Origin of the sequence: Aeromonas sp. INTO2, from assembly GCF_049860605.1 — a bacterium.
Taxonomy (GTDB): Bacteria; Pseudomonadota; Gammaproteobacteria; order Enterobacterales; family Aeromonadaceae; genus Aeromonas; species Aeromonas caviae.
The window spans coordinates 1,980,867-2,003,463 of record NZ_CP187588.1 but is presented as its reverse complement, the minus strand read 5'-3'; the positions used below and the strand labels follow the sequence as shown (position 1 = coordinate 2,003,463).

Here is a 22,597-nt window from a genome sequence, read left to right as displayed (position 1 = left end):
CATCATGAAAAGAGTCATCGGTATTTACAGCGCCCCTCGACAACACTGGGTCGGCGACGGATTCCCGGTTCGCTCGCTGTTCTCGTATCAGACCCATGGCCGCGCCTTGAGCCCCTTCCTGCTGCTGGACAGGGCTGGCCCGGCACATTTCGAGCCCGCCGATCATGCCAGGGGCGTGGGGGAACACCCGCACCGTGGCTTCGAGACGGTCACCATCGTCTATGAAGGGGAGGTCGCCCATCGCGACTCGACCGGCCAGGGGGGGATCATCGGTCCGGGAGACGTGCAGTGGATGACGGCCGCCGCCGGCATCATGCACGACGAGTTCCACTCCCAGGGATTCACCCGTCGTGGTGGCACCCTCGACATGGTGCAGCTCTGGGTCAACCTGCCCGCCAAACACAAGATGTCGACGCCCGGTTATCAGGGCATCACCAGCGACACCATCCCGCAACTGAGCCTCAAGGAGGGCGATGTGCGGGTGCGCATCATCGCCGGGAACGATGCCGGGTTGCAACAAGGCGAGGTAGAGGGGCCAGCCCGAACCTTCTCGCCCATGAACATCTGGGATCTGCGGCTCAAGGGCGGGGCCAGCGTGGTGCTGCCGGCGGTAGCGGGATGGAACAGCGCCTTGGTGGTGCTCAAGGGCTCTCTCTTTATCAACGGTCAGGAGCGCGCGGGCGAAGCACAACTGGTGCTGCTCGATCCCAACGGTGAGGAGTTCATGCTGGAGGCGGAAGGCGAGGCGAGCTTGTTGCTGCTGAGTGGCGAGCCCATCGATGAACCCATCGTGGGTTATGGCCCCTTTGTCATGAACAGCGAGGCAGAGATCCATCAGGCGATAGATGATTTCAACAGCGGCCGGTTCGCCGTCATCGCCCCCTGAGACAATCCCGATAAAAACAAAGCGCCTGATGGCGCTTTGTTTTTTTATGAGCCCTGGTCAACCGAGCCAGCCGAGGGCCAGCGCCAGCCTGCCGCACAAGGCGGCTAGCAGGATGCCAAGCAGGGTGCGCAGCAGCCAGATCACCACCAGCTGTCCCACGCTCACCGGGATCCGGGTGGCCAGGATGCAGGGGATGGAGGCAGAGAAGAAGAGCACCGAGCTGACCGAAACCACGGCTGCGACATAGCGCACCAGCAGGTCGGCATCCTTGAGCAGGATGGCGGGCAGGAACATCTCGGCCAGACCGGCAGAGAGGGCCTTGGCGGTGGCGAGCGGTTCGCCGAGATCCAGCAGCCAGGTCAGTGGCCAGAGCAGCCAGCCCAGCAGATCGAACAGGGGAGTGTGCTTTGCCAGCAGCAGGCCCAGCAGACCGACGGACAGTATGGTGGGCACCACGGCAGCGGCCATGTGAAGACCGTCCCTGAGGTTGTCCTTCAATTGCCGCAGCAGTGGATCTGCCTGGTGGGACTGGGTCAGGCCGCAGGTGAGGGCCGCCTGCCAGCGGCTCATGCCAGCCGGTAGCGGCTCGTCGGTCTCCCCATGGTGAGCCAGGCGGCTGATGGGAGGAACGCGCGCCAGGATGGCGGTGATGACGAAAGTGATCACCAAGGTGGACCAGAAGTAGAAGTTCCAGTGTCCCATCAGGTTGAGGGTCTTGGCCACGATGATCATGAAGGCGGCCGAGACGGTGGAGAAGCCGGTGGCGATGATGACGGCTTCTCGCACCGTGTACTTGCCTGCGAGGAAGACCCGGTTGGTGATGAGCAGGCCCACCGAGTAACTGCCGACGAAAGAGGCGACCGCATCGATGGCGGAGTGACCCGGCGTGCGCCACAGGGGGCGCATCACGGGTTGCATCAGCACCCCGATGAATTCCAGCAGGCCGAAACCGAGCAGGAAGGTCAGGGCCATGGCGCCGATAGGCACGATGAGACCCACTGACATGGCCAGTTTGTCGAACAGGAAGGGGAGGCGATCCGGGGTCATCAACCAGGCAGGGCCCCAGTCTGTGACATACAAAATGGCCAGGGCCAGTCCGAGCAGCTTGAACAGGCTCAATACCCTGTCGATGGGACGGGCACGCCAGCGGCCATCCAGCAAGGGGGTGATGGCGCCATAGGCGATGAGCAAGAGAATGAGGGTCAGGGCAAGGGGGCGCTGGGCAATCAGAAAGCCGGCCAGGTGATCCACCACTATGGTGCTGCGCCCGCCAAGCTCGAAGGGCACGAAAAAGATGGCGATGCCAAGCAGACTGGCCAGCAGCAGCTTGATGCCGGTCCCTGATCCTGCCGGTGCAGTGAGCGTGTGTTCAGGTTCCATTTTCTCTCCTTGTGATCCGCATGGTTCAATTCCGTTGAGGGGATGATTTGTATATACAATATCGTTCGAAGCTCAAAATGGAAACACCAAAGCTACCAAAATGCAACATGTGAATCGGTGTGGATGCAGATGACCCCAAGATTGAAAAGCGTGATCTTGGGGGGAAGAGGGGTCGGGATGGCGAGTAGGTGGTGAGACATCAAGAGGCAAAACAGGGCGGTAAGCGACCAGCGCCAGGAAAAACATGAGCGGCTATTTACCCTTTTTGGCCATATTCATTCATGAGCCTATATTCATGACTATTTATGAATAAATCATAAACCCTTTGTTCATTTGACTACTTTTCGACTATCCCATTGCAGAGTAAGATGCCTCTTCAATAAAAATAAGAATTAGGAGTTCGGGTGTGAAGGCATTAGAGAAAGAAAGGATATCGCCCTATATCAGCCAGTTATACGAGTGCGGTATTAATGATTCTGACATTAAGCTCGTCGTGGACCAATTTCGCGCCGACGTTTCCTGCAGTTCATCCCTGTTTTTATTGCGGGATGATGACAAGAGCGACGGAATAAAGCTTTTTTCCAGCGGTCTGACCGAGGCCCAGCAGCAGTTTTACCTGCAACATCATCGCCAGGATGTGTGGTTCAACCATTACCAGGATAAAGGGTGCAAGGGGATCGTCAGCGCCAACAGCATTTCAAGCTCGGTGGGCCTGCTGGCAAGTTTCGGCGCCCAATTCGCCGCCGGCGGCGTCTGCCTGGTGAAAGGGCGTGGGCTGAGCAGCCTGTGCAGTTACCGTGGTGCAGCGCAAGATGATTTCAGCAGTCGCGACCTCACCTCGCTCTCGGAAATCTATTCCGGACTGGCGGCCTGGAGCCACCATTATTGGAACCTGCTGGCCCTGGAAACCCAGAACTATCAGTTGCAACAGCTGGTGAAAAACCATAATAAGCCCAGCGCCATCATAGACGACAAGGGGCATATTCATTATTCCAATGTGGCCTTCAACCGTATCGCCGATGAAAATGTGGAATTGCGGGCCATCAATGGCATTTTCTCTTTGCAGAATAAGGATCAGCAACGTCAGCTCAAGGAGATCCTCAATGGCTTTGCCTATTTGCTGCCCGGCGCCAGCGCCTATATGTCCATTCCCCGTCAGCCTAACCTGCGCCCGCTGCTGGTCCAATGCACCCTGATGAGCGGACTCAGCCGCTTTGAACGCTATGTGGAAGTGGTGCTGCGTGACCCCGAGCACGCCTTCAACCCCGACATCGAAGCGCTGGCCAGCCTCTATCCCCTCACGATTGGTGAGAAGGAGCTGCTGGTACTGATGAGCAAGGGTTACAGCAGCAACGACATCGCGGAGCTGCGCGGTGTCAAGGTGGAAACCGTGCGCTCCACCCTGAAAGGGGTGTTCAAGAAGACCGACTGCCACAGCCAGAACGAGCTCTTGCTCTTGCTGCAATCCATCTCCTGATCCATGCGGACTATGCTTGGAGTGAGCCGGACATAGTGCCCGGCTCTTGCCTCCCCTCGGGAGGCTCGTTGGGGGAAAGCGTCATGGAATCACTCAAGGCAAAGGACTACATGCAGACCAAGCCCATCACCTTCAGCGCAGAGATGATGGTACAGGCGGCGGTGGAAAAATTTCTCAACAGTCATCAGTTGGGCGGCCCCGTAGTGGACAGCCAGGGACATCTGATTGGCTGGGTCTCCGAGCAGGATTGCATCGCCGTCATGTTGAAAGAGGCCTACCACTGTGAACAGGTGGCCCAGGTCAGGGATGTGATGCGCAAGGAGGTGCTGGCAGTCGGCCCCGACACCAGCATCCTGGATCTGGCGGAGATGATGATGGGTCAAAAGCCCAAGATCTATCCTGTGGTGGAGGAGGGGCGCCTGCTCGGGGTCATCAACCGCCACAATGTGATGCAGGCCATCCACGCCCAGCTTGGCACCTGTTTCGTGCATCAGGCCAGAGTCTGAGCGGTGTTGTCTGGTTGTTTTCAAAGAGCAGGCCCCGGCCTGCTCTTTCCATCCGTGACGGTCATGACGCCACCGGCTTGATGTGCTGGCGCGGCGCTTTAAGGCTTGCACCGCCCTGCCTCGCTCTTTAGGATCTCCCCCAGCTATCGATATGGCCCTTGATGGGCACTCTTTTAAGGAATTCGTACCTTGTCTCTCTCTATCGAGGCGCTGCGCCGCCGTCTTACCGCCTGCATGAATCTCGACGCCCGCCGTCTCTCCAGTCGACTGCACGGGGTCAAGAAGCTGCCGGAAGCCAAGCAGGCTGCCGTGCTCGAGACCATCGCCGCTGACCTGGATGTGGCACAGGCGCGCTACCAGTCCCGTCTGGCGGGCGTGCCCAAGGTCACCTATCCGGACAATCTGCCAGTCAGCCAGAAGCAAGGGGAGATCGCCAAAGCCATTGAAGAGCATCAAGTGGTGATCATCGCCGGCGAAACCGGCTCGGGCAAAACCACCCAGATCCCCAAGATCTGTCTGGCGCTCGGGCGCGGGGTCAAGGGCTTCATCGGCCACACCCAGCCACGCCGTCTGGCGGCCCGTACCGTGGCAGCCCGCATCGCCGAGGAGATGGAGTCCGAGCTTGGCCACTACGTGGGTTACAAGGTGCGCTTTACCGATCAGGTGAGTGAGCAGACCCACATCAAGCTGATGACCGACGGCATCCTGCTGGCCGAGATCCAGAACGACCGGATGCTGACCCAGTACGACACCATCATCATCGATGAGGCCCACGAGCGCAGCCTCAACATCGACTTCATTCTGGGTTATCTCAAACAGCTGCTGCCAAAGCGCCCCGATCTCAAGGTGATCATCACCTCGGCCACCATTGACCCCCAGCGTTTCTCCCGGCATTTCAACAAGGCGCCGGTGATCGAGGTCTCTGGCCGCACCTATCCGGTGGAGGTGCGCTACCGCCCGCTAGTCAGTGATAAAAGCGAAGGGTTGGAAGAGCGCGACGAGCTGCAGGGGATCTTCGATGCGGTGGAAGAGCTGGCCCGCGAAGGGCTGGGGGACATCCTCATCTTCATGAACGGCGAGCGGGAGATCCGCGATACCGCCGATGCCCTGCGCAAGCTCAACCTGCGCGATACCGAGGTGCTGCCGCTCTACGCCCGCCTCTCCAACGCCGAGCAGAACAAGGTGTTCCAGCAACATGCCGGGCGGCGCATCGTGCTGGCCACCAACGTGGCGGAGACCTCGCTGACGGTGCCGGGCATTCGCTACGTCATCGATCCGGGCACCGCCCGCATCAGCCGCTACTCCTGGCGTACCAAGGTGCAGCGCCTGCCCATCGAGCCGGTCTCCCAGGCCAGTGCCAACCAGCGTAAAGGGCGCTGCGGTCGGGTGGCGGACGGTATCTGTATCCGCCTCTACTCCGAGGAGGATTTCAACGGCCGTCCGGCCTTTACCGACCCCGAGATCCTGCGCACCAACCTGGCATCGGTCATTCTGCAGATGCTGGCGCTTGGCCTTGGCAACATGGAGGCGTTCCCCTTCGTCGAGCCACCCGAGTCGCGCCATATCAAGGACGGTCTGACCCTCTTGAAAGAGCTGGAGGCGGTGCGCGAGCTGCCCGCCACGGGCGATCGCGAAGCCAAACTGCAGCTGACCGAGACCGGTCGCCAGCTCTCGCGTATCCCCCTTGATCCGCGTCTGGCGAAGATGGTGATCAGCGCAGCGCAAACTGGCTGTTTGAGCGAGGTGATGGTGATCACCGCCGCCCTCAGCATTCAGGATCCCCGCGAGCGGCCCATGGAGAAGAAGCAGGCCGCCGACGAGCAGCACAGACGCTTTGAAGACAAGGATTCCGACTTCCTCGCCTTCGTCAATCTGTGGAATTACCTGAAAGAGCAGCAGGATGCCCTTGGCAGCAACCCGTTTCGCCGCATGTGCCAGAAGGAGTTTCTCTCCTACCTGCGGGTGCGCGAGTGGCAGGACATTCACTTCCAGCTGCGTCAGACGGTCAAAGAGCTGGGTTTTAAAGCCAACCATGAGCCGGCGGATTTCAAGACGGTGCACTGTGCGCTCTTGACCGGCCTCTTGAGCCACATCGGCAACAAGGATCTGGAGAAGCCCGAATTCCTCGGGGCCCGCAATGGCCGTTTCCACCTCTTCCCGGCCTCCGGTCTGTTCAAGAAGCCGCCCAAGTGGGCGATGGCCGCAGAATTGGTGGAGACCTCGCGCCTCTATGCCCGCATCAACGCCAAGATTGAACCCGAGTGGGTGGAGCCGCTGGCAGGTCACCTCATCAAGCTGCACCACAGCGACCCCCACTGGTCGAAGAAAAATGGCGCCGTGATGGCCAAGGAGAAGGTGACGCTTTATGGCCTGACCCTGGTCAACGAGCGCACCATCAACTTCAGCCGTATCGACCCGGCGCTGTGCCGGGAGCTGTTTATCCGCCGTGCCCTGGTGGAGGGGGATTTCGAGACCCGTCACCGCTTCTTCAGCGACAACCGCAAGCTCTTGGCCGAGGTGGAGGCGCTGGAGCACAAGTCCCGTCGGCGCGACATCCTGGTGGATGATGAAGATCTGTTCCGCTTCTACGATGCCCGCTTGCCAGAGGAGGTGATCTCCGCTCGCCATTTCGACAAGTGGTGGAAAGAGGCGCAAAAGCAGGATGCCGAGCTGCTCAACTTCGAGAAAGAGATGTTGATGAAGGGGGATGCGGCCCACATCAGCGATCTCGACTACCCCAACTTCTGGCAGCAGGGGCGTCTCAAGCTCAAGCTGACCTATCAGTTCGAGCCGGGGGAGGCCGCAGATGGTGTGACCCTGCATATTCCGCTTCCGCTCCTGAATCAGGTGGAGGTGAAGGGGTTCGAGTGGTTGATCCCGGGGCTGCGTCATGAGCTGCTCGTCGCTCTTATCAAGTCGATGCCAAAGCCGATGCGCAAGAACTTCGTGCCGGCGCCCAACTACGCCGACGCGTTGCTCGCCAGTATCAACCCCGAGCAGGGGCCGCTCTTGGACGAGATGGAGCGTCAGCTGCGCCGCATGACCGGCGTGACCGTGCCCCGTGAATCCTGGGATTGGGCTGCGGTGCCCGATCACCTGAAACTCACCTTCCGTGTGGTGGACGACAAGCACAAGAAGGTGGCGGAAGGCAAGGATCTGGAGGCATTGAAAGAGTCCCTGCGCGGCAAGGTGCAGGAGACTCTGTCGCAAGTGGCGGACGATGATATCGAGCAGTCTGGCCTCACCCTGTGGAGCTTTGGCGAACTGCCGCAAGAGTACAGTCAGAAGCGCGGTGGGTTCGAGGTGAAGGCCTATCCGGCGTTGGTTGATCAGAAGGATTCGGTCGCCATCCAGCTGGTGGAGAGCCCTGTGGTGCAGCAGCAGCTGATGTGGGCAGGCCAGCGTCGGCTGGTGCTGCTCAACGTACCATCCCCCATCAAGTACCTGCAGGAAAAGCTGCCCAACAAGGCCAAGCTCGGGCTCTATTTCAACCCGTTTGGCAAGGTGGCCGAGCTTATCGACGACTGCATCGCCTGTGGCTGTGACAAGCTGATTGAGCAGCATGGCGGCATGGCGTGGGACGAAGCCGGCTTTGAGGCGCTCAAGGAGTTTGTCCGCGCCGAGCTCAACGATGCGGTGGTGGAGGTGGCCAAACAGGTGGAAGCCGTGCTGACCCTCTCCCATGAGATCAAGAAACGGCTCAAGGGCAAGATGCAGCTCGACACCGCCTTTGCCATGTCGGACATCCAGCAGCAGCTCGGCAACCTCATCCACAAGGGCTTTGTCACCGAGACCGGCTGGCAGCGGTTGCCTGACTTGCTGCGCTACCTGCGGGCCATCGAGCGGCGCCTCGAGAAGCTCGCCATCGATCCCAACCGGGATCGGGTCTACATGCTCAAGGTGCACAGCGTGGAGTCGGAGTACAAGGCACTGCTCGCCAAGATCCCCAAATCCCAGCTTATTCCCACCGAGGTGGCCAATATTCGCTGGATGATCGAGGAGCTGCGAGTCTCCTTCTTCGCCCAGCAACTGGGGACGCCATACCCTATCTCGGATAAACGGGTGCAGAGCGCCATTGCCCAGTGCTAAGCTGCTATCTATCTGTTTTCTGAGCCATAGTGTGAAAGCAACGGGACGCCAAAGGGAAGGGAGGCCGTCATATGCTGGGGATCTGGTTGGGGGTGGCACTGGTCAACATCAGCGGGTATCAACCCATTGCGGAACAAACCTGGGTGCAGCTCAACCCGGAGTACTATCCGGTGCAGCGCCCCGTGCCGCCCATTTTTGCGGCCTGGCGGGGCAATCAGTTTCCCCCTCTTGAACAGAGAAAGAAGAACGGCCGCTGGCAGATCCTCTTTCCTGCCCGGCTGGTGCCCCCCTTCGATCTGTTCGAAGGGGAGGCCCAGCTCTCCAAGGCTTACCTGGCCAGGCTAAAGCGCATCGATGAGATGGCCTATGGCATGGCGCCCCACCAATCAGTACCGCACACCGCCTCCTCGGCCCCCTCGTTCGAAGTCCCGGGCGCAGTCGCCTTTGTCGCCGAGTTCTCCCTGCCTCGGGAGAGGAAGGCGCGGATGCCCCTGGGGGAGCCCTTGCTCGCACGGATTGGGGGGCAGGTCCCCGCCCAGGCCTTGGCAAGACAGGAAAATGCACAGCCCATGGCCACCGCAGATTCGGCCCCTGAGCCGACGACCCTGACTCTTTCCGCCACGGCGGCAGGGGAGGCATCGCGGGTTTGTCATCAGGTGGCGGCGGGAGAGACCCTGTGGCGTATTGCAAGCCAGCTTCAGTCAAAGGAGGCCGGCGGTTCGGATACTTACAGCTATCTGTTGGCGCTGGTACAGGAAAATCGTGACAGGATGGTCAAAGGGATCCGGGTGCAAGCCGGGCTGCGCCTCTATTGCCCCACAGCGCAGACTCTGGCGCAATTCGATGCCCTGAGCCCGGCCCAGCGACAGCAGCAGTTTGCCCGTCTGGAGCAGGGGCGTTAGGGGATGGCGAGAGGCGTTGGAGTGCCTTTTTGCCTAGAGAGGAGTGCCGCGGGTTCTTTCCTTGTATCCCCTTCGGGCCCGTGCTAGTATTCGCGCTCGTTTTGCGAGGTGCTGACCGGTCGCAGTCAACACCATACATTCATCTTAAAAGAGATAATCACTATGTCTTTCGTATTCCAAGCTGAAGTCCGTTCTGACCTGGGGAAAGGTGCGAGCCGCCGCCTGCGTCATGCTGACCTGGTTCCTGCCATCGTTTACGGTGCAGGCAAAGAAGCCGTGTCCGTTACCCTGGACCACAAAAAACTGATCCTGGCCCAAGAGAAGCCGGAGTTCTACTCCTCCGAGCTGACCCTGGTCATCAACGGTGAAGAAGTCAAAGTGAACGTGAAGGCTATCCAGCGTCACCCGGTTCGCTACAAGCTGGTTCACCTGGATTTCGTTCGCGTCTAATCGACAACGAACTTTCCTGTGAAGAGGCCACCCAATCGGGTGGCCTCTTTGTTTTTACAGCATTTTTTCCGGGAAAATAAAATACTCAAACAGCACTATTGGTCTTTACTTGTAGGCATGATTGACAGCAGGACACGTGTTGTGGTGCTCTGATATTCAAGAAGTACTCGGACAAGTCCATTTTTCGGGGCGATGTTGACCGTTATGAAGGGAATCGTACGGACATATATCCTGCTGTTTTCACCTATTCTGCTGCTGGTCCTGGCGGGTGGCTATTTGCTGGGCAATGCACTGATCGAACGCGAGCTCTATCGCGTTCGCAGTGATGAGAGCACCTTCCTGGCGCTTGCCAGCGGCCGCCTTGACGGCGAGCTGGCGGTGCCGCTGCGCCATGTGCGCAGCATGTCGGAAGAACCCATCCTGCTCGAAGCGGCGGCTCGCAATGACCGTGAGACCCTGGCCGTCCAGTTCACCATCCTGCTGAACCGCAATCCCGACTATGCCCAGGTGCGTTGGCTTGCCCCGGATGGCATGGAGCTAGTGCGCATCGATCGTCAGGGTCAGCGTCTGTGGCGGGTAGCGGACGACCAGTTGCAGAACAAGGGGGATCGTTACTACTTTCGTGATGCCATGGCGCTGCCCTGGGAGCGGGTCTACGTCTCGCCGCTCGATCTCAACGTTGAACACGGGGTGATCGATCGCCCCTTCAACCCCATGATCCGCATTGCCAAGCGTCTGCGCCTTGGGGGGCGTGATCTTGGTTTGCTGCTTATCAACGTCCAGGCCGCCCGTATGCTCAAGGAGTTTGCCGACAGCAGCGGCAAGGCAGCCGATCACACCATGCTGTTCAACCAGGACGGATACTGGCTGCGCAGCCCGGACCCATCCCGGGAGTGGGGCTTCATGCTCGAGCGCCCGGATCTGACTCTGAAGCAGACTTCACCCCAGGCTTGGCAGGCGTTCTGGGACGCATCAAACGGCCAGATGGAGTCTGCCGACGGACTCTGGAGCTGGACCACCCTGTACCCGGCACAGAATCATGATCAGCTGATCTGGAAAGCCGCGTCCCTGGTGCCGCACAGCGAGCTGCAGGCCATTCGCACTCATATCTGGGGGATCATCTTGGCCGCCAGCGCCGTGCTGCTGCTGTTGTTTGGTGCCGGTGTGGCTGCACTGGTGCGCAGCAGGCACAAGGAGCAACTGGCCCAGCAGGAAGCGGCCAGGTTGGCACAGGTCAAAGGTGATTTCATCGCCAACATGAGCCACGAGATCCGCACCCCCATGAACGCCATCATGGGGCTGACCTACCTGCTCGAACAGGGAGGTCTCGACGATGGTCAGCATGCCTTGGTGCGCAAAATCCACCAGGCCGGGCAGGCGCTGCTCGGGATCATCAACGACATCCTTGATTTCTCCAAGATTGAGTCGGGTCGGCTCGAGCTTGAGCGGGTGCCATTCAGTCTCGAAGAGGTGCTCGATCACGTGGCGGCCATCATGTCCACCTGCGTTGGCCAGAAGCACCTCGAACTGGTGGTGAGCAGTGCCCCCGAGCCGGTTTCCCATCTGATTGGGGACGCCCTGCGCCTCGAGCAGGTGCTGCTCAACCTGACCGGCAATGCCATCAAGTTTACCGAACGCGGCGAGGTGGAGGTCAAGGTTGTGCTGGAATCAGAGCAAGACGGCATGGCCACCTTGTTGTTTCGGGTGCGCGACACCGGGATCGGCATTCCCCCCGAGCAGCAGGCCAACATTTTCAATGCATTCTCCCAGGCAGACTCCTCCACCAGTCGCCGCTTCGGGGGCACCGGGCTTGGTCTGACCATCAGTCGCCGCCTGGTGAATCTGATGGGGGGGATATCGGCGTCACCAGCGAGCTTGGCAAGGGGAGCGAATTCTGGTTCCGCGTCCGGCTGGAGCAGGTGGAGCGGCCCGAGGCCTTGAACGAGCGCCTGCAGCACATCTCGCTGCTCATCGCCGACGACAATCAGGTGACCCGCGACGCCCTGTCGATGACGGTGGGTTCCCTCGGATGGCAGTCGCGGGTGGTGGAGTCCGGTGAGCAGGCGCTACACCATCTGCTGCGCCAGGGGGAGCGTTTCGACGTGATCCTGCTCGACTGGATCATGCCGGGCATGGACGGGCTCGAGACCTGCCTGGCCATTCGCCGCGCCTTCGAGCAGCAGGAGCGTTCACCCATCATCATCATGGCGACCGCCTATTCCCAGGATGAACTGATGCACCGCCCCGGCTCGGATCAGGTGGATCTGGTACTGCACAAACCGGTCACCGGCTCCAGTATCTACAACGCGGTGGCGCGTCTCATCCACGAGAAGCGCGAGCATGTGGAGCCCCTTGAGAGTGGCCAGCGCCGTCTGCGCCTGCCGGGCGTGCACATACTGCTGGTGGATGACAGCGACATCAACCTGGAGGTGGCGACCCGATTGTTGCAACGGGAGGGGGCCGAGGTGATGACCGCCATCGATGGGGAGCGAGCCCTGGCCTGCCTGGCAGATCCGGCACGGCGCATCGATCTGGTGCTCATGGATGTGCAGATGCCGGTGATGGATGGCTACGAGGCGACCCGTCGCCTGCGCCTGCTGCCGGGGCGGGAGGAGACTCCCGTGCTGGCACTCACCGCAGGGGTATTCAAGGATCAGCGGGAGGCGGCGCTGGCCTCTGGCATGAACGACTTCATAGCCAAGCCGCTCGATGTGGAGCAGCTCATCGCGACCTTGCTGCGTTATCTGCCGGACGTAGTCCTGCCGCTCACCGTGAACGACGAGCGACTCCCCCACGAGCCGGTGGCCGGCATCGATATCGATACCGGACTGCGCAACTGGGGTGAAGCCTCGGTCTATCTTAAATACCTGCGGCGTTTTCGCGATGACTACATGACGGTCGGTACCGTGTTGCCGGGTTACATCGCCCAGCACGAGACCGATGCGGCCGCGAGCCTGACCCACAAGCTCAAGGGGGTGGCGGGCAGCCTGTCACTCACCGATGTAGCGCGTATCAGTGCCGAGTTGAACGAGGCCATCGAGCAGGGTGGCGACACCATCCAGCTTATCGCGCCCTTCCTCGAGGCCCTAGAGCGGGCGCAACACTCCATCGATACCTATGCCGGGCGCGGTCAGCTCCCCGCTGGCCCTGGGGGAGGCGCGGGAGGTCTGCCTGCACGCCCTGCATCAGGCCCTGGTGAGCGAGGATCTGGATCTGATTGAGCCTGCGCTGAGCCAGGCAAGGAGTCACCTGCCTTGTGAACTGGTGAGCGAGATAAGCGCAGCCCTGGAGCTGTTCGACATCCCGTTCGCCACCCGCAAGCTGGAGGCATATCTGGAGGATCGGGAGGAACCTGCGCCATGAGTCGACCGCGCGTGCTGATCATCGACGACGAGCCGAGCAACCTCGGGTTGCTGCGGCAAATCCTCAAGGAGGAGTACAACCTCTTCTTTGCCAAAGGGGGAGAGGAGGGGTTGGCCGCCGTGGGGCGTCATGAGCCGGCACTTATCCTGCTGTACGTGCGCATGCCCGACATGGATGGTTACGAGGTGTGCCGCCGGCTCAAGGCCGATCCGGCTCATGCCGGGATCCCGGTGCTCTTTATCACCGCGAGCGACAACGCAGACAGCGAGAGCCAGGGGTTCGAGGCGGGCGGAGTGGATTATATCTACAAGCCGGTCTGTCCGAGCACGGTGCGTGCCCGGGTGCGCAATCATCTCTCCCTGGTGCGCCTCGATCAGCTCGAGTGCAGCTATCGCACCGCCATCGTCATGCTGAGCGAGGCGGGCCACTACAACGACACCGACACGGGGGTGCATATCTGGCGCATGGCCGCATACGCCCGGGCCCTGGCTGATGCGGCGGGCTGGAGCCCGGAGCAGTCGGATCTGCTGGAGCTTGCGGCCCCCATGCACGACATGGGCAAGATTGGTATCCCCGATCACATCCTCAAGAAGCCCGGCCCCCTCACCGAGGAGGAGTGGGTCATCATGCGCAGTCACCCGCGTATCGGTTACGAGATCTTGAGGCGATCCGATGCCCCCATTTTTCGCATGGCGGCGGAGATTGCCCTGCACCACCACGAGAAATGGGACGGCTCGGGCTATCCCGCCGGCGAGACCGGCGAGGGGATCCCCGAGGCGTCGCGGATAGTGGCCATCGCCGACGTCTTTGACGCCCTGAGCGTGCGTCGTCCCTACAAGGAGCCTTGGCCCCTGGACCGGGTGCTGGCTACCATGCGCGATGGCTCCGGCCAGCACTTCGATCCCAGGCTGCTCTCCCGTTTTCTCGAGATCATGCCGGAAATCTTGCGCCTCAAGGCGCAATGGGATGCCCGCGAGGAGCGGGGGGATTACCAGATGGGCTGTTTCAGATAGGGATTGCTGGCCCGTTCGTGACCAAAGGTGGAGCTCGGGCCATGGCCCGGAATAAAGACGATCTCATCCCCGAGCGGCAGCAGGGTCTCAGTGATCGACTTGATCAGCGTCCCGTGATCCCCGCGCGGGAAATCGGTGCGGCCTATGCTACCGGCAAAGAGCACATCCCCCACCCAGGCGAGGCGTTCTGCCTGGCAGAGCAGCACGATGTGGCCCGGAGTGTGGCCCGGGCAGAAATAGACCTCCAGCTCGCATTTGCCAACCTGTACCTTGTCACCCTGTTCGAGCCAGCTATCCGGTGTAAAGGCCGGAGTATGGGCAAAGCCGAACATCTGGCTCTGCTGGGGCAGGATATCGAGCCAGAAGGCATCCTCCTTGTGGGGGCCGGTAATGGCGACACCGGTTCTCTCGCGCAGCTCCGCGGCGGCGCCCACGTGATCCAGATGGCCGTGAGTCAGCAGGATATGGGTGAGGGTCAGCCCCCGTTTGGCAATGGCGGCCAGCAGCTTGTCCGCCTCGCCGCCGGGATCGACGAGGGCAGCCTGGCGGGTCTCGTCACACCAGATAAGAGAACAATTCTGGGCGAACTGGGTGACCGGGATCACCTCGAACTTCAACATGTGGGACTCTCCTGAGGGGTCTGAAGGGGGGAGCGTTTGGCGAAGAAGGCGAGGCAGGCCTCCTTGTCACCACGAAACAGGATCCGCTCGCGCTTGTTGTCCAGCTGATAGCGGTACATGGGGTCATAGTAGCGAGTCAGCAGCAGTCTGATCCAGACCAGATGGGCGCGGGTGTCCCCGCTCTGGGCCTGTTCCCTGAGGGCGGCCTGCAACAGCCCATCGAGTTCGCGATAATCCTTGTCACCGAGTCGGCGCTTGAGCCTGGCCATGGCGTCGGTGAGGTAGCCGGCAAACAGCGGCCAGCCTGCATCTGGCCCATGGAACTCCAGATAGCGCAGCCAGAGATCCTGCACGTAATCGGTGCGGATCTGCTCGGCCCGAGCCTCCTGCGGCACCTCCACCACCACCAGAGGAGCCCGGCACATGGCCTCATAAAGGTTGAGTGGCAGGGCGCAGCGACCGATGAGGCGGCTCTCGTCTTCCAGTACAAACTGTGACTCCCCCCGGTTGCGACGCTGAAGCAGCTCGATGGCAAGCCGATTTTCGAAGTCGATGTTGCCGGGTTGCCCACCCGGCAGTTGGCCAAACGACGACCCCCTGTGACGGGCGTGCCCTTCCAGATCCACCGCTTGGGTGATGTGCGCCAGCATGTGGGTCTTGCCGGAGCCGGTCATGCCGGTCAGCACGGTCCAGTCGCACTCTGCACTGGCCTTCGCCTGGGTGTCGATGAGAAAGTGGCGCAGCGCCTTGTAGCCGCCCGCGACCCGGGGGCGGGTGACGCCGGCCTCGGCCAGCCACTGTTGTACGGTTTGCGAGCGCAGGCCGCCGCGAAAACAGTAGAGCAGGGCGTCGGGTTGCTGGCGCAACCTGGCCAGCCAGCCTTCCATGCGCGCGGCGCGCACCGCGCCACCTACCAGTTGATGGCCCAGGGTGATGGCTGCGGCCTGTCCCTCCTGCTTGTAACAGGTACCGACCCGGGCACGTTCCTCGTCAGTCATCAGCGGCAGGCTGACGGCGGTGGGAAAGGCCCCTTCCTTGAACTCGACGGGGGCGCGCAGATCGATGAGTGGAACCTCATCCAGAAAGATCCGGGCGTAATCCGTGGCCAGTGGCAGGGCACTCATTGGACAACCTCGATGAACTGGTTGCCGGTGCGGGCCTGCAACTGGCCGATGGGAGAGAGGGTCAGCCCTGCCTGTGCGGCAATGGCAAGGAGCTCGGCTTCACTTTCTTTACCGACGGCTACCAGCAGGCCGCCGCTGGTCTGCGGGTCGCACAGGATGTTGCGGGTGCGATCATCCATGGTGCCCAGCTTGTCACCATAGGAGTCGAAGTTGCGCAGGGTACCGCCCGGTACGCAGCCCTCACTCAGGTAATAATCCACCTCGTCCAGCAGCGGCAGCGTCTTGAAGTCCAGACGGGCACTGACGCCGGAACCTTCGCACATCTCCAGCAGGTGGCCTGCCAGTCCAAAACCGGTCACGTCGGTCATGGCGTGCACGCCGGGTAAGGCGGCGAAGCGCTGGCCAATCTTGTTGAGGGTGCACATGGCATCCGGGGCCAGTTGCTCATGCTCGGGCTTGAGCTTGCCCTTCTTCTGAGCTGTGGTGAGGATGCCGATGCCAAGCGGTTTGGTCAGATAGAGGGTGTCGCCCACCTGGGCGGTGTCATTCTGCTTGATGGCGTCGAGTGGCACGATACCGGTCACCGCAAGACCGAAGATGGGCTCGGGGGCGTCGATGCTGTGGCCACCGGCGAGCGAGATACCCGCCTCGTGGCACACCTGGCGGCCGCCGTCGATCACCTGCTGGGCCACTTCCGGCGCCAGCGTGTTGATGGGCCAGCCGAGGATGGCGATGGCGACGATGGGCTTGCCGCCCATGGCATAGATGTCGCTGATGGCATTGGTGGCGGCGATGCGACCGAAGGTGAAGGGATCGTCGACGATGGGCATGAAGAAGTCGGTGGTGGAGACGATGCCCTGGCCGTTGCCGATATCGACCACGGCGGCGTCATCTTTGCTGCTGTTGCCGACCACCAGGGTGGGGTCGTCAAAGCCCGGGATCTGGCTCTTCAAGATGGTGTCGAGCACCTTGGGGGAGATTTTGCAACCGCAGCCAGCGCCGTGGCTGTATTGGGTCAGACGAATGGAAGACATGCTTTCCCCTTGTGTGGGCAGACTTGCGTGTGCCAATAACTGCTGTGGCACCGTCAAATGTGCGCGCAAAAATAGGGTGGCCCTGGCGGCCTGTGAACACAGTGATGTCAGGCTGCCTGGCAGGACGGGAGGAGGGCAAGGATGCGCCGGCGAAGCCCCGCCGAGGACCACAGGACGGGCCATTATGCCACAGATGGCCCTCTTGATTCGAACTGGAATTGACACAAAGCGAAGGGGATTGTCGGGTTCAAAAAGAGCCGTACTCTTCGCCTTGCTCAGGCTAGTCCCACTTTGAGCCGCCCCGACGGCGTGCCGGTCTTGCATCGGGGCAGCATGTGGCGACGGAAACTAGCCAGCTTGCTCCATCACTGGTTGGGGCGCCTTGCCTAGCCGGCGCAGTCGCCGTTGCAGCGGCCGCTCCAGCAGGGTGTAGCTCAGCGCCGAGAGCCCGATCAGCACGGCGAGCATCAACAGGGTGGCCAGCACCCCCAGCAAGGGGTTGGTCTGGGCGTACCACCACGCGGTGAGCCCCGGCGCCAGAGAGTGGACAAGCTCGCAGCCGGTGAGCAACACCAGGGCGTGGAGCAGGTAGATGGAGTAGGAGAGATCCCCCAGCCAGTTGGTGAAGCGGTTGTCCAGGAGGCGCAGCAGCGGGCTCTGGCGCTCCCCTTGGGCGGCGGCAATCCAGATCAGCAACACGTAGGCGCTGATCAGTAGCAGGGTCAACAACGGCGTCATGGTGAACTGCATCAGTGCGAAGGGGAGCAGAAAGGCGAGCAGCAGCGGCAGATCTTGCTGCATCATGGGCCACTGGCGGGCAGCCTTCACCTTGGGCAGCAGCCAGAGGCCGAGCACGAATTCACTCACCCCGCGCCCGATGGCCAGCGCGCCGCTGGTGACATCCAGGGTACCCCGGCTGTGCACGATATAGGCCAGCACCGTCAAGGCCAGCACCGTCAAGGCCAGCAAGGGGGCGAGGTTGCTCCAGCGGCTGCGGGTGACGGCGAGGGGAATGAGCAATGGAAACAGCAGATAACTTATCCACTCCACGCTGAGCGACCAGGCAGCGAAGTTCCAGGTCAATCCGTGATCCGTTACCACCTGCAGCAGCAGGAAGGCGCTTGGCAGTGCCTCGGCGGGGGTGAAGGGGGAACCAAAAGGAGGCATCCCCTCCCACTCCCACATCTTGAACAGGGGGCCGGCGTAGAAGCCAATCCCGTGGTGGGCCTTGTAGAGCTCCCAGCCAACCAGCAGCAGGGTCACCAGGTAGAGGGGATACACCCGGGTCAGCCGCAGCCAGAGGAAGCGGCCATAACCAATGGTGCGGGGCGTGCGGGCGAAGGCCTCCCCATAGACATGGGCCAGCACCAGCCCGCTCAAGATAAAGAAGAGATCGACCCAGAGGTAGCCGTTCTCGATGAGTCGGGTGTGGCCGGCGATCGACTCCATCCACTGGGGGAAGAGTAGCAAGCGGGCGTGGAACAGCACCACCATCAGGGCAGCGATGCCCCGCAGCGGCGTCAACAGCGGTAATGATTGATTCATGACGGGATCCTTGATGATGTTCAGCTTGGCCTGACATCAATTTTTGTTGTGGTGCCGCTCATCAACCCTGATGAGTCGGCTGCCCCGGCTTGGCGGCCACAGGCGGGATCACCCTACCTAAAAGAGATCCATACGGGTGTTATTGCCGTCATGAATGGGCGTTTATCATCCCAAAACCAGCATGGGATAGGGACGCATCGAAAATAGAGAGGGGATCTAGACTAGGGAAGTCATCCCTCTGAGCGTCAGGAACATCCCCATGAAACTCTATGCCCACCCTTTTCGTCCTACAGCCAGAAAGTGCTGATCGCTCTCTACGAGAATGCCACCCTGTTCGAATACCGGAACCTCGAAGAGCCGGCGGCCAGCGCCGAACTTGCCGCCCTTTGGCCACTCAAGCGCTTCCCGGTGTTGCTGGATGATGGTCGCAGCATCCTCGAGAGCAGCACCATCGTCGCCCATCTGCAGGCGCACCATCCGGGCCCCGTCAGCCTGATCCCGCCCAGCGATGCGGGTCTGGAGGTGCATATGCTGGATCGCGTCTTCGACAACTATGTGATGACGCCGATGCAAAAAAGTGGTGCTGGATGCGCTGCGCCCGGTCGCGGATCGCGACCGCTATGGTGTAGCGGAGGCCTGCGAGCTGCTCAATCAGATCTACCCCTGGATCGATCAGCGGCTGGAAGGACGCCACTGGATTGCCGGCGCAGACTTCACGCTGGCCGATTGCGCCGCCGCACCCTCGCTCTTCTACGCCGACTGGGCCCACGATATCCCGGCTGGCTATGGCCGTCTGCGTGCCTATCGCGCCCGTCTGCTCAATCATCCCTCCATCGTGCGGGTGGTGGAGGAGGCGAGGCCATTTCGACACTACTTCCCGCTGGGCGCGCCAGCGCGTGATTGAGCGAGATGACTTGTGGTGGGCGAGTATTGTCGCCCCAGGCAATGTGCGAGGCGGACAGGGGCATGGCGTGATCCATTGCAGGGGAAAACAGCAATATTCATTCAAATGAGTGGGTATGCGTTTATGGCTGATATTTCCCCGAGGATTTTTTAATGTTTATGCGTAATATTTCATGCTTTTGCATAAAGCAAATGCCGGGTATGTCTCTGCTGGTGGGTTGTGTAGTGAAAGAGAGATGAGAATCGGGTTAACGATGCGGCAACCTTTGATTGAAGATGGCAGTCGTCAGTCGAAGAGGGGGGATGGGGGCAGCAATCGCTGTTGGTGGCAAAGTCGGGGGGAGGTTGTCTCTTTGGCGGCCGCATAAAAAAAGCCCGCTTTGATCGCGGGCTTTTTGATGACTAGCAGAACCCAGCCTGGCCCGGATCTGGAACCGGGGATAAGGGGGGCAGCGCTGGTCTGCTCGGCTTAGCGGGCGCGCACCACCAGCCCCTTGAGGTAGAAGCCTTCCGGATAGGCGGTACCGATGGGGTGATCGGATGCCTGGGACAGGAGCTCTAGGATCTGGGCGTCGCGGCCGGCATCGAGGGCCGCATCGGCGACGATTTTCTGGAACAGGCTCTGCTCCATCAGGCCGGAGCAGGAGTAGGTCAGCAGCACGCCACCCGGTGCCAGCAGCTGGAACGCCAGCATGTTGATGTCCTTGTAGCCGCGGCAGGCACCCAGCAGCTGGGCCTTGCTCTCGGCAAACTTGGGGGGATCCAGCACGATGACGTCGAACTTCTCGCCCTTCTCGCGATATTCGCGCAAGAGCTTGAAGACGTCGTGACGCACGAACTGGGTGTTGCTGGTATCGAGACCGTTCAGTTCGGCGTTCTGGCGGGCGATGTCCAGCGCATTCTGGGAGAGATCGACGTTGACTACCTCCTTGGCACCGCCCTGGAGGGCATAGACCCCGAAACCGCCGGTGTAGCAGAAGCAGTTGAGCACCCGCTTGCCTTCAGTGTACTTGGCGGCAGCCTGGCGGTTGTCCCGCTGATCCAGATAGAAACCCGTCTTGTGACCGTTACGAATATCGACCAGGATCTTGACGCCGCCATTCTCCTCGATCACCACGGGGTCGGTCGGGGTCTCGCCATGGATGACGCCGGTGCGCTCCTTCAGCCCTTCCTTCTTGCGCACGGCCACGTCGGAGCGCTCATAGATGCTGCACTCGGGGTAGAGGGTACGCAGCGCTTGCGTGATCAGCTCACGCTGGAACTCGGCACCGGCAGAGAGAATTTGGCACACCAGGAAGTCGGCGTAGCGGTCGATGGTCAGACCCGGCAGACCGTCGGATTCGGCGGCGCAGAGGCGATAGCCGGTGAGGCCCTGACGCTTGATGAGCCCGTCACGGGACTCCTGTGCATATTTGAGGCGACGGATGAAGAAGTCGAGATCGACGTTCTCATCCTTGTCGAAGGACCAGACCCGGGCACGGATCTGGGAGCTGCCGGACCAGGCGCCACGGGCGAGCCATTTGCCGTCATGGGTGAAGATCTCGACGGTATCGCCGTCAACGGGGTTGCCCTGCACCCGCTCAATACCCTTGGAGAAGATCCAGGGGTGGCGACGCAGCAGGGATTTTTCGCGGCCTTTGACGAGATAGATGGAAGCGCTCATGGGTAGTTGCCGATGGTAGAAAAGAAGGGGGCATATAGTAGGGGCTGTGAGGGTAGGCACGCAAGCCGCGTCTACCGGGATCCGTGCATCCACACGCGGTCAGGGTCGAACGGGCTGTTTCGCGCGTCTCCAGCGCCTGGCCCAGACATGGCAGGCCATCTGGACGATGGCCTGCCGGAGTGGTCAGATCCGCAGGCCGGTGAGCGCCTGACCGAGTTCGCTGGCGGTTCCCTTGAGGCCGGTGGTGCCGGCGACCGCCGCGCTGGCGGACTCCTCCACCCGGCTTGCCTCGTGGCGCACCTTGTCGAGGTTGCGGGTGATCTCCTCGGCCACCGAACTCTGCTCTTCGCTGGAGGTGGCGATCTGGGTGCTCATCTCCAGGACCGCATCGCTGTGGTTGCTGAGCCGCTCGATGTCCATGCCCACTTCGGTGATGAGCTGCTGGCTGTCGGCCGCGCGCCCTACCGTCTTCTCCATGATGTCGTTCAGCGCCCCGGTACCGGCCTGGAGCTCCTCGATCATCTGCTGGATCTCCACGGTCGCCTGCTGGGTGCGGCTGGCGAGGGTGCGCACCTCGTCGGCCACCACCGCAAAGCCGCGTCCCTGTTCACCGGCGCGGGCCGCCTCGATGGCGGCGTTGAGGGCCAGCAGGTTGGTTTGCTGGGAGATGGCGTTGATGACGTTGACCACTTCGTTGATGCGATTGGCGTTGTGAGTCAGCCGCTCGACCGCGCCCGAGGCATTGCCAATCTCGTCTGCCAGGGTGCGGATGGCGGTGATGGTGCGTGCCACCCGCTGTGCCCCGTGAGTCGCCTCGTCGCTGGACTGGCGGGTTTGCAGCAGGGTGTCATTGGCGTTGCGGGCCACTTCCCGGATGGCGGCGGACATCTGCTCCATGGCGGCGGCCAGGGAGTCCATGTGCTGGCGCTGGGCGCGGGCAAGCTGCTCGCCGTCGCTGGCATGCTCGCGAAATTCGTCTGCGGCCAGGGTAAGGGCATCGGCGGACTCTTCCACCAGTTGCACTATCTTGTGCTGGCGGTCGGTGAAGGTGTCGATGCTGCCCGCCAGAATGGAGAACTCGTCCCGTACCGGGAAGAAGTTGAGCCGGAAGGTGAGATCGCCGTTCGCCACCGTCTGCAATGCCTTGTTGGTGGAGTAGAGCGCCCCCGAGACAAAGGTCATCAGATAGTGGGTGATGAGGGCCAGCAGGGCGGCCAGCACCGCGATGATGGTCAGGGTAGTGCCCTGGCCATCCCAGAGGGCGTAGTGACTCGTATCCAGGGTGCCGGAGACGACGCCCGCCTGACCTGCGCTGGCGCCATAGCGATAGATGTCTCCCTGCTGGCTAAGGCCGGTGGCGGCGCCAGGCGTCAGCACGAGATCCGCGGGCAGGGTAAGGGTCGGCTGCTGGCTCACCAGCTGGGCCGTGGTCTCGACCCGCCCTTTTAGCTGATCCACTCTGAGCTGCATCGCCTGATCATGGCCGTCGGCCAGCAGATACCAGGTGAGGAAGGCGATGAACACCAGGGGGCACCAGAAGGTGATAAGAAATTTCTCGCTGATCGTGAGGTGAATGAGATAACGGTCAACCCACCGAAACTTTACTTCTTTCATAATGGTATTGCGTCCTGCAAGGGGAAGA

Annotated in this window: 14 protein-coding genes and 2 pseudogenes; 9 read left to right on the top strand and 7 right to left on the bottom strand. The window is 61.3% G+C overall.

Translation table 11 applies throughout. The annotated features are described in order from the left end of the window. The first annotated feature begins 4 nt into the window (after positions 1-4). Positions 5-886 carry a pirin family protein gene (locus ACPW74_RS09520; protein WP_104452921.1) on the top strand — a complete coding sequence of 294 codons (882 nt, stop codon included), beginning with the start codon at positions 5-7 and terminating at the stop codon, positions 884-886. Between the two features lie 57 nt (positions 887-943). Here the strand turns inward: ACPW74_RS09520 and ACPW74_RS09515 are convergent, their stop codons facing one another. Next, positions 944-2,266 (bottom strand): YjiH family protein, encoded by a 1,323-nt coding sequence (locus tag ACPW74_RS09515; RefSeq protein WP_104452922.1) that lies wholly within the window; start codon positions 2,264-2,266, stop codon positions 944-946. Positions 2,267-2,672: 406 nt separating this feature from the next. Between ACPW74_RS09515 and ACPW74_RS09510 the strand changes: the two genes are divergently transcribed. The 7 genes and pseudogenes from ACPW74_RS09510 to ACPW74_RS09480 all read left to right on the top strand — a co-directional run bounded on the left by ACPW74_RS09510 (position 2,673) and on the right by ACPW74_RS09480 (position 14,066). After that, the gene (locus tag ACPW74_RS09510) at positions 2,673-3,743 is read left to right on the top strand and encodes a helix-turn-helix transcriptional regulator (RefSeq protein WP_425859021.1); all 1,071 of its coding nucleotides are present in this window, start codon (positions 2,673-2,675) and stop codon (positions 3,741-3,743) included. An 83-nt stretch (positions 3,744-3,826) separates the two neighbouring features. Beyond that, positions 3,827-4,249: a CBS domain-containing protein gene (locus ACPW74_RS09505; RefSeq protein WP_010674714.1), complete on the top strand. Its 423-nt coding sequence runs from the start codon at positions 3,827-3,829 to the stop codon at positions 4,247-4,249. 189 nt (positions 4,250-4,438) lie between these two features. Beyond that, on the top strand, positions 4,439-8,338 hold the full coding sequence (gene hrpA / locus ACPW74_RS09500; RefSeq protein ID WP_425859019.1) for an ATP-dependent RNA helicase HrpA: 3,900 nt from the start codon (positions 4,439-4,441) through the stop codon (positions 8,336-8,338). Positions 8,339-8,409: 71 nt separating this feature from the next. Then, positions 8,410-9,240: a hypothetical protein gene (locus ACPW74_RS09495; protein WP_270822663.1), complete on the top strand. Its 831-nt coding sequence runs from the start codon at positions 8,410-8,412 to the stop codon at positions 9,238-9,240. A 162-nt stretch (positions 9,241-9,402) separates the two neighbouring features. Continuing rightward, positions 9,403-9,690 (top strand): 50S ribosomal protein L25, encoded by a 288-nt coding sequence (rplY, locus tag ACPW74_RS09490; protein ID WP_010674717.1) that lies wholly within the window; start codon positions 9,403-9,405, stop codon positions 9,688-9,690. Between the two features lie 204 nt (positions 9,691-9,894). Next, a pseudogene (locus ACPW74_RS09485) lies at positions 9,895-13,053 on the top strand (response regulator). After that, entirely contained in the window at positions 13,050-14,066 is a 1,017-nt protein-coding gene (locus ACPW74_RS09480) for an HD domain-containing phosphohydrolase (RefSeq protein ID WP_425859016.1), read from the top strand. The pseudogene ACPW74_RS09485 and the gene ACPW74_RS09480 overlap by 4 nt, the downstream one beginning before the upstream one ends. Here the strand turns inward: ACPW74_RS09480 and ACPW74_RS09475 are convergent. From ACPW74_RS09475 to ACPW74_RS09460, 4 genes are all read right to left on the bottom strand, one after another. Next, positions 14,042-14,686 carry an MBL fold metallo-hydrolase gene (locus ACPW74_RS09475; RefSeq protein ID WP_104452926.1) on the bottom strand — a complete coding sequence of 215 codons (645 nt, stop codon included), beginning with the start codon at positions 14,684-14,686 and terminating at the stop codon, positions 14,042-14,044. The two genes, ACPW74_RS09480 and ACPW74_RS09475, sit on opposite strands and share 25 nt — an antisense overlap. Further along, positions 14,680-15,810, bottom strand: coding sequence for a tRNA 2-selenouridine(34) synthase MnmH (gene mnmH, locus ACPW74_RS09470; RefSeq protein ID WP_041211414.1), 1,131 nt, complete (start codon positions 15,808-15,810; stop codon positions 14,680-14,682). The genes ACPW74_RS09475 and mnmH overlap by 7 nt, the downstream gene beginning before the upstream one ends. Beyond that, on the bottom strand, positions 15,807-16,844 hold the full coding sequence (selD, locus tag ACPW74_RS09465; RefSeq protein WP_041211415.1) for a selenide, water dikinase SelD: 1,038 nt from the start codon (positions 16,842-16,844) through the stop codon (positions 15,807-15,809). The genes mnmH and selD overlap by 4 nt, the downstream gene beginning before the upstream one ends. Before the next feature lie 348 nt (positions 16,845-17,192). Further along, on the bottom strand, positions 17,193-18,389 hold the full coding sequence (locus ACPW74_RS09460) for an acyltransferase family protein (RefSeq protein WP_134997131.1): 1,197 nt from the start codon (positions 18,387-18,389) through the stop codon (positions 17,193-17,195). A gap of 259 nt (positions 18,390-18,648) precedes the next feature. Here ACPW74_RS09460 and ACPW74_RS09455 point away from each other — a divergent pair. Continuing rightward, positions 18,649-19,293 (top strand): annotated as a pseudogene (locus ACPW74_RS09455) (glutathione S-transferase family protein). A gap of 468 nt (positions 19,294-19,761) precedes the next feature. Here the strand turns inward: ACPW74_RS09455 and ACPW74_RS09450 are convergent. Together ACPW74_RS09450 and ACPW74_RS09445 are read right to left on the bottom strand one after the other, a co-directional pair. Next, a complete protein-coding gene (locus tag ACPW74_RS09450; protein ID WP_270822257.1) occupies positions 19,762-20,955 on the bottom strand; it encodes a class I SAM-dependent methyltransferase in 1,194 nt (397 codons plus the stop codon). Between the two features lie 183 nt (positions 20,956-21,138). Further along, positions 21,139-22,569: a methyl-accepting chemotaxis protein gene (locus tag ACPW74_RS09445; RefSeq protein WP_010674726.1), complete on the bottom strand. Its 1,431-nt coding sequence runs from the start codon at positions 22,567-22,569 to the stop codon at positions 21,139-21,141. Between the last annotated feature and the right edge of the window lie 28 nt (positions 22,570-22,597).

Bases quoted from the DNA above. Each gene is read 5' to 3' on its own strand.
- rplY (WP_010674717.1), top strand. From the start codon at position 9,403: ATGTCTTTCGTATTCCAAGCTGAAGTCCGTTCTGACCTGGGGAAAGGT.
- mnmH (WP_041211414.1), bottom strand. From the start codon at position 15,810: ATGAGTGCCCTGCCACTGGCCACGGATTACGCCCGGATCTTTCTGGAT.
- ACPW74_RS09445 (WP_010674726.1), bottom strand. From the start codon at position 22,569: ATGAAAGAAGTAAAGTTTCGGTGGGTTGACCGTTATCTCATTCACCTC.
- ACPW74_RS09520 (WP_104452921.1), top strand. From the start codon at position 5: ATGAAAAGAGTCATCGGTATTTACAGCGCCCCTCGACAACACTGGGTC.
- selD (WP_041211415.1), bottom strand. From the start codon at position 16,844: ATGTCTTCCATTCGTCTGACCCAATACAGCCACGGCGCTGGCTGCGGT.
- ACPW74_RS09450 (WP_270822257.1), bottom strand. From the start codon at position 20,955: ATGAGCGCTTCCATCTATCTCGTCAAAGGCCGCGAAAAATCCCTGCTG.
- ACPW74_RS09480 (WP_425859016.1), top strand. From the start codon at position 13,050: ATGAGTCGACCGCGCGTGCTGATCATCGACGACGAGCCGAGCAACCTC.
- ACPW74_RS09495 (WP_270822663.1), top strand. From the start codon at position 8,410: ATGCTGGGGATCTGGTTGGGGGTGGCACTGGTCAACATCAGCGGGTAT.
- ACPW74_RS09475 (WP_104452926.1), bottom strand. From the start codon at position 14,686: ATGTTGAAGTTCGAGGTGATCCCGGTCACCCAGTTCGCCCAGAATTGT.
- ACPW74_RS09460 (WP_134997131.1), bottom strand. From the start codon at position 18,389: ATGAATCAATCATTACCGCTGTTGACGCCGCTGCGGGGCATCGCTGCC.
- ACPW74_RS09515 (WP_104452922.1), bottom strand. From the start codon at position 2,266: ATGGAACCTGAACACACGCTCACTGCACCGGCAGGATCAGGGACCGGC.
- ACPW74_RS09505 (WP_010674714.1), top strand. From the start codon at position 3,827: ATGGAATCACTCAAGGCAAAGGACTACATGCAGACCAAGCCCATCACC.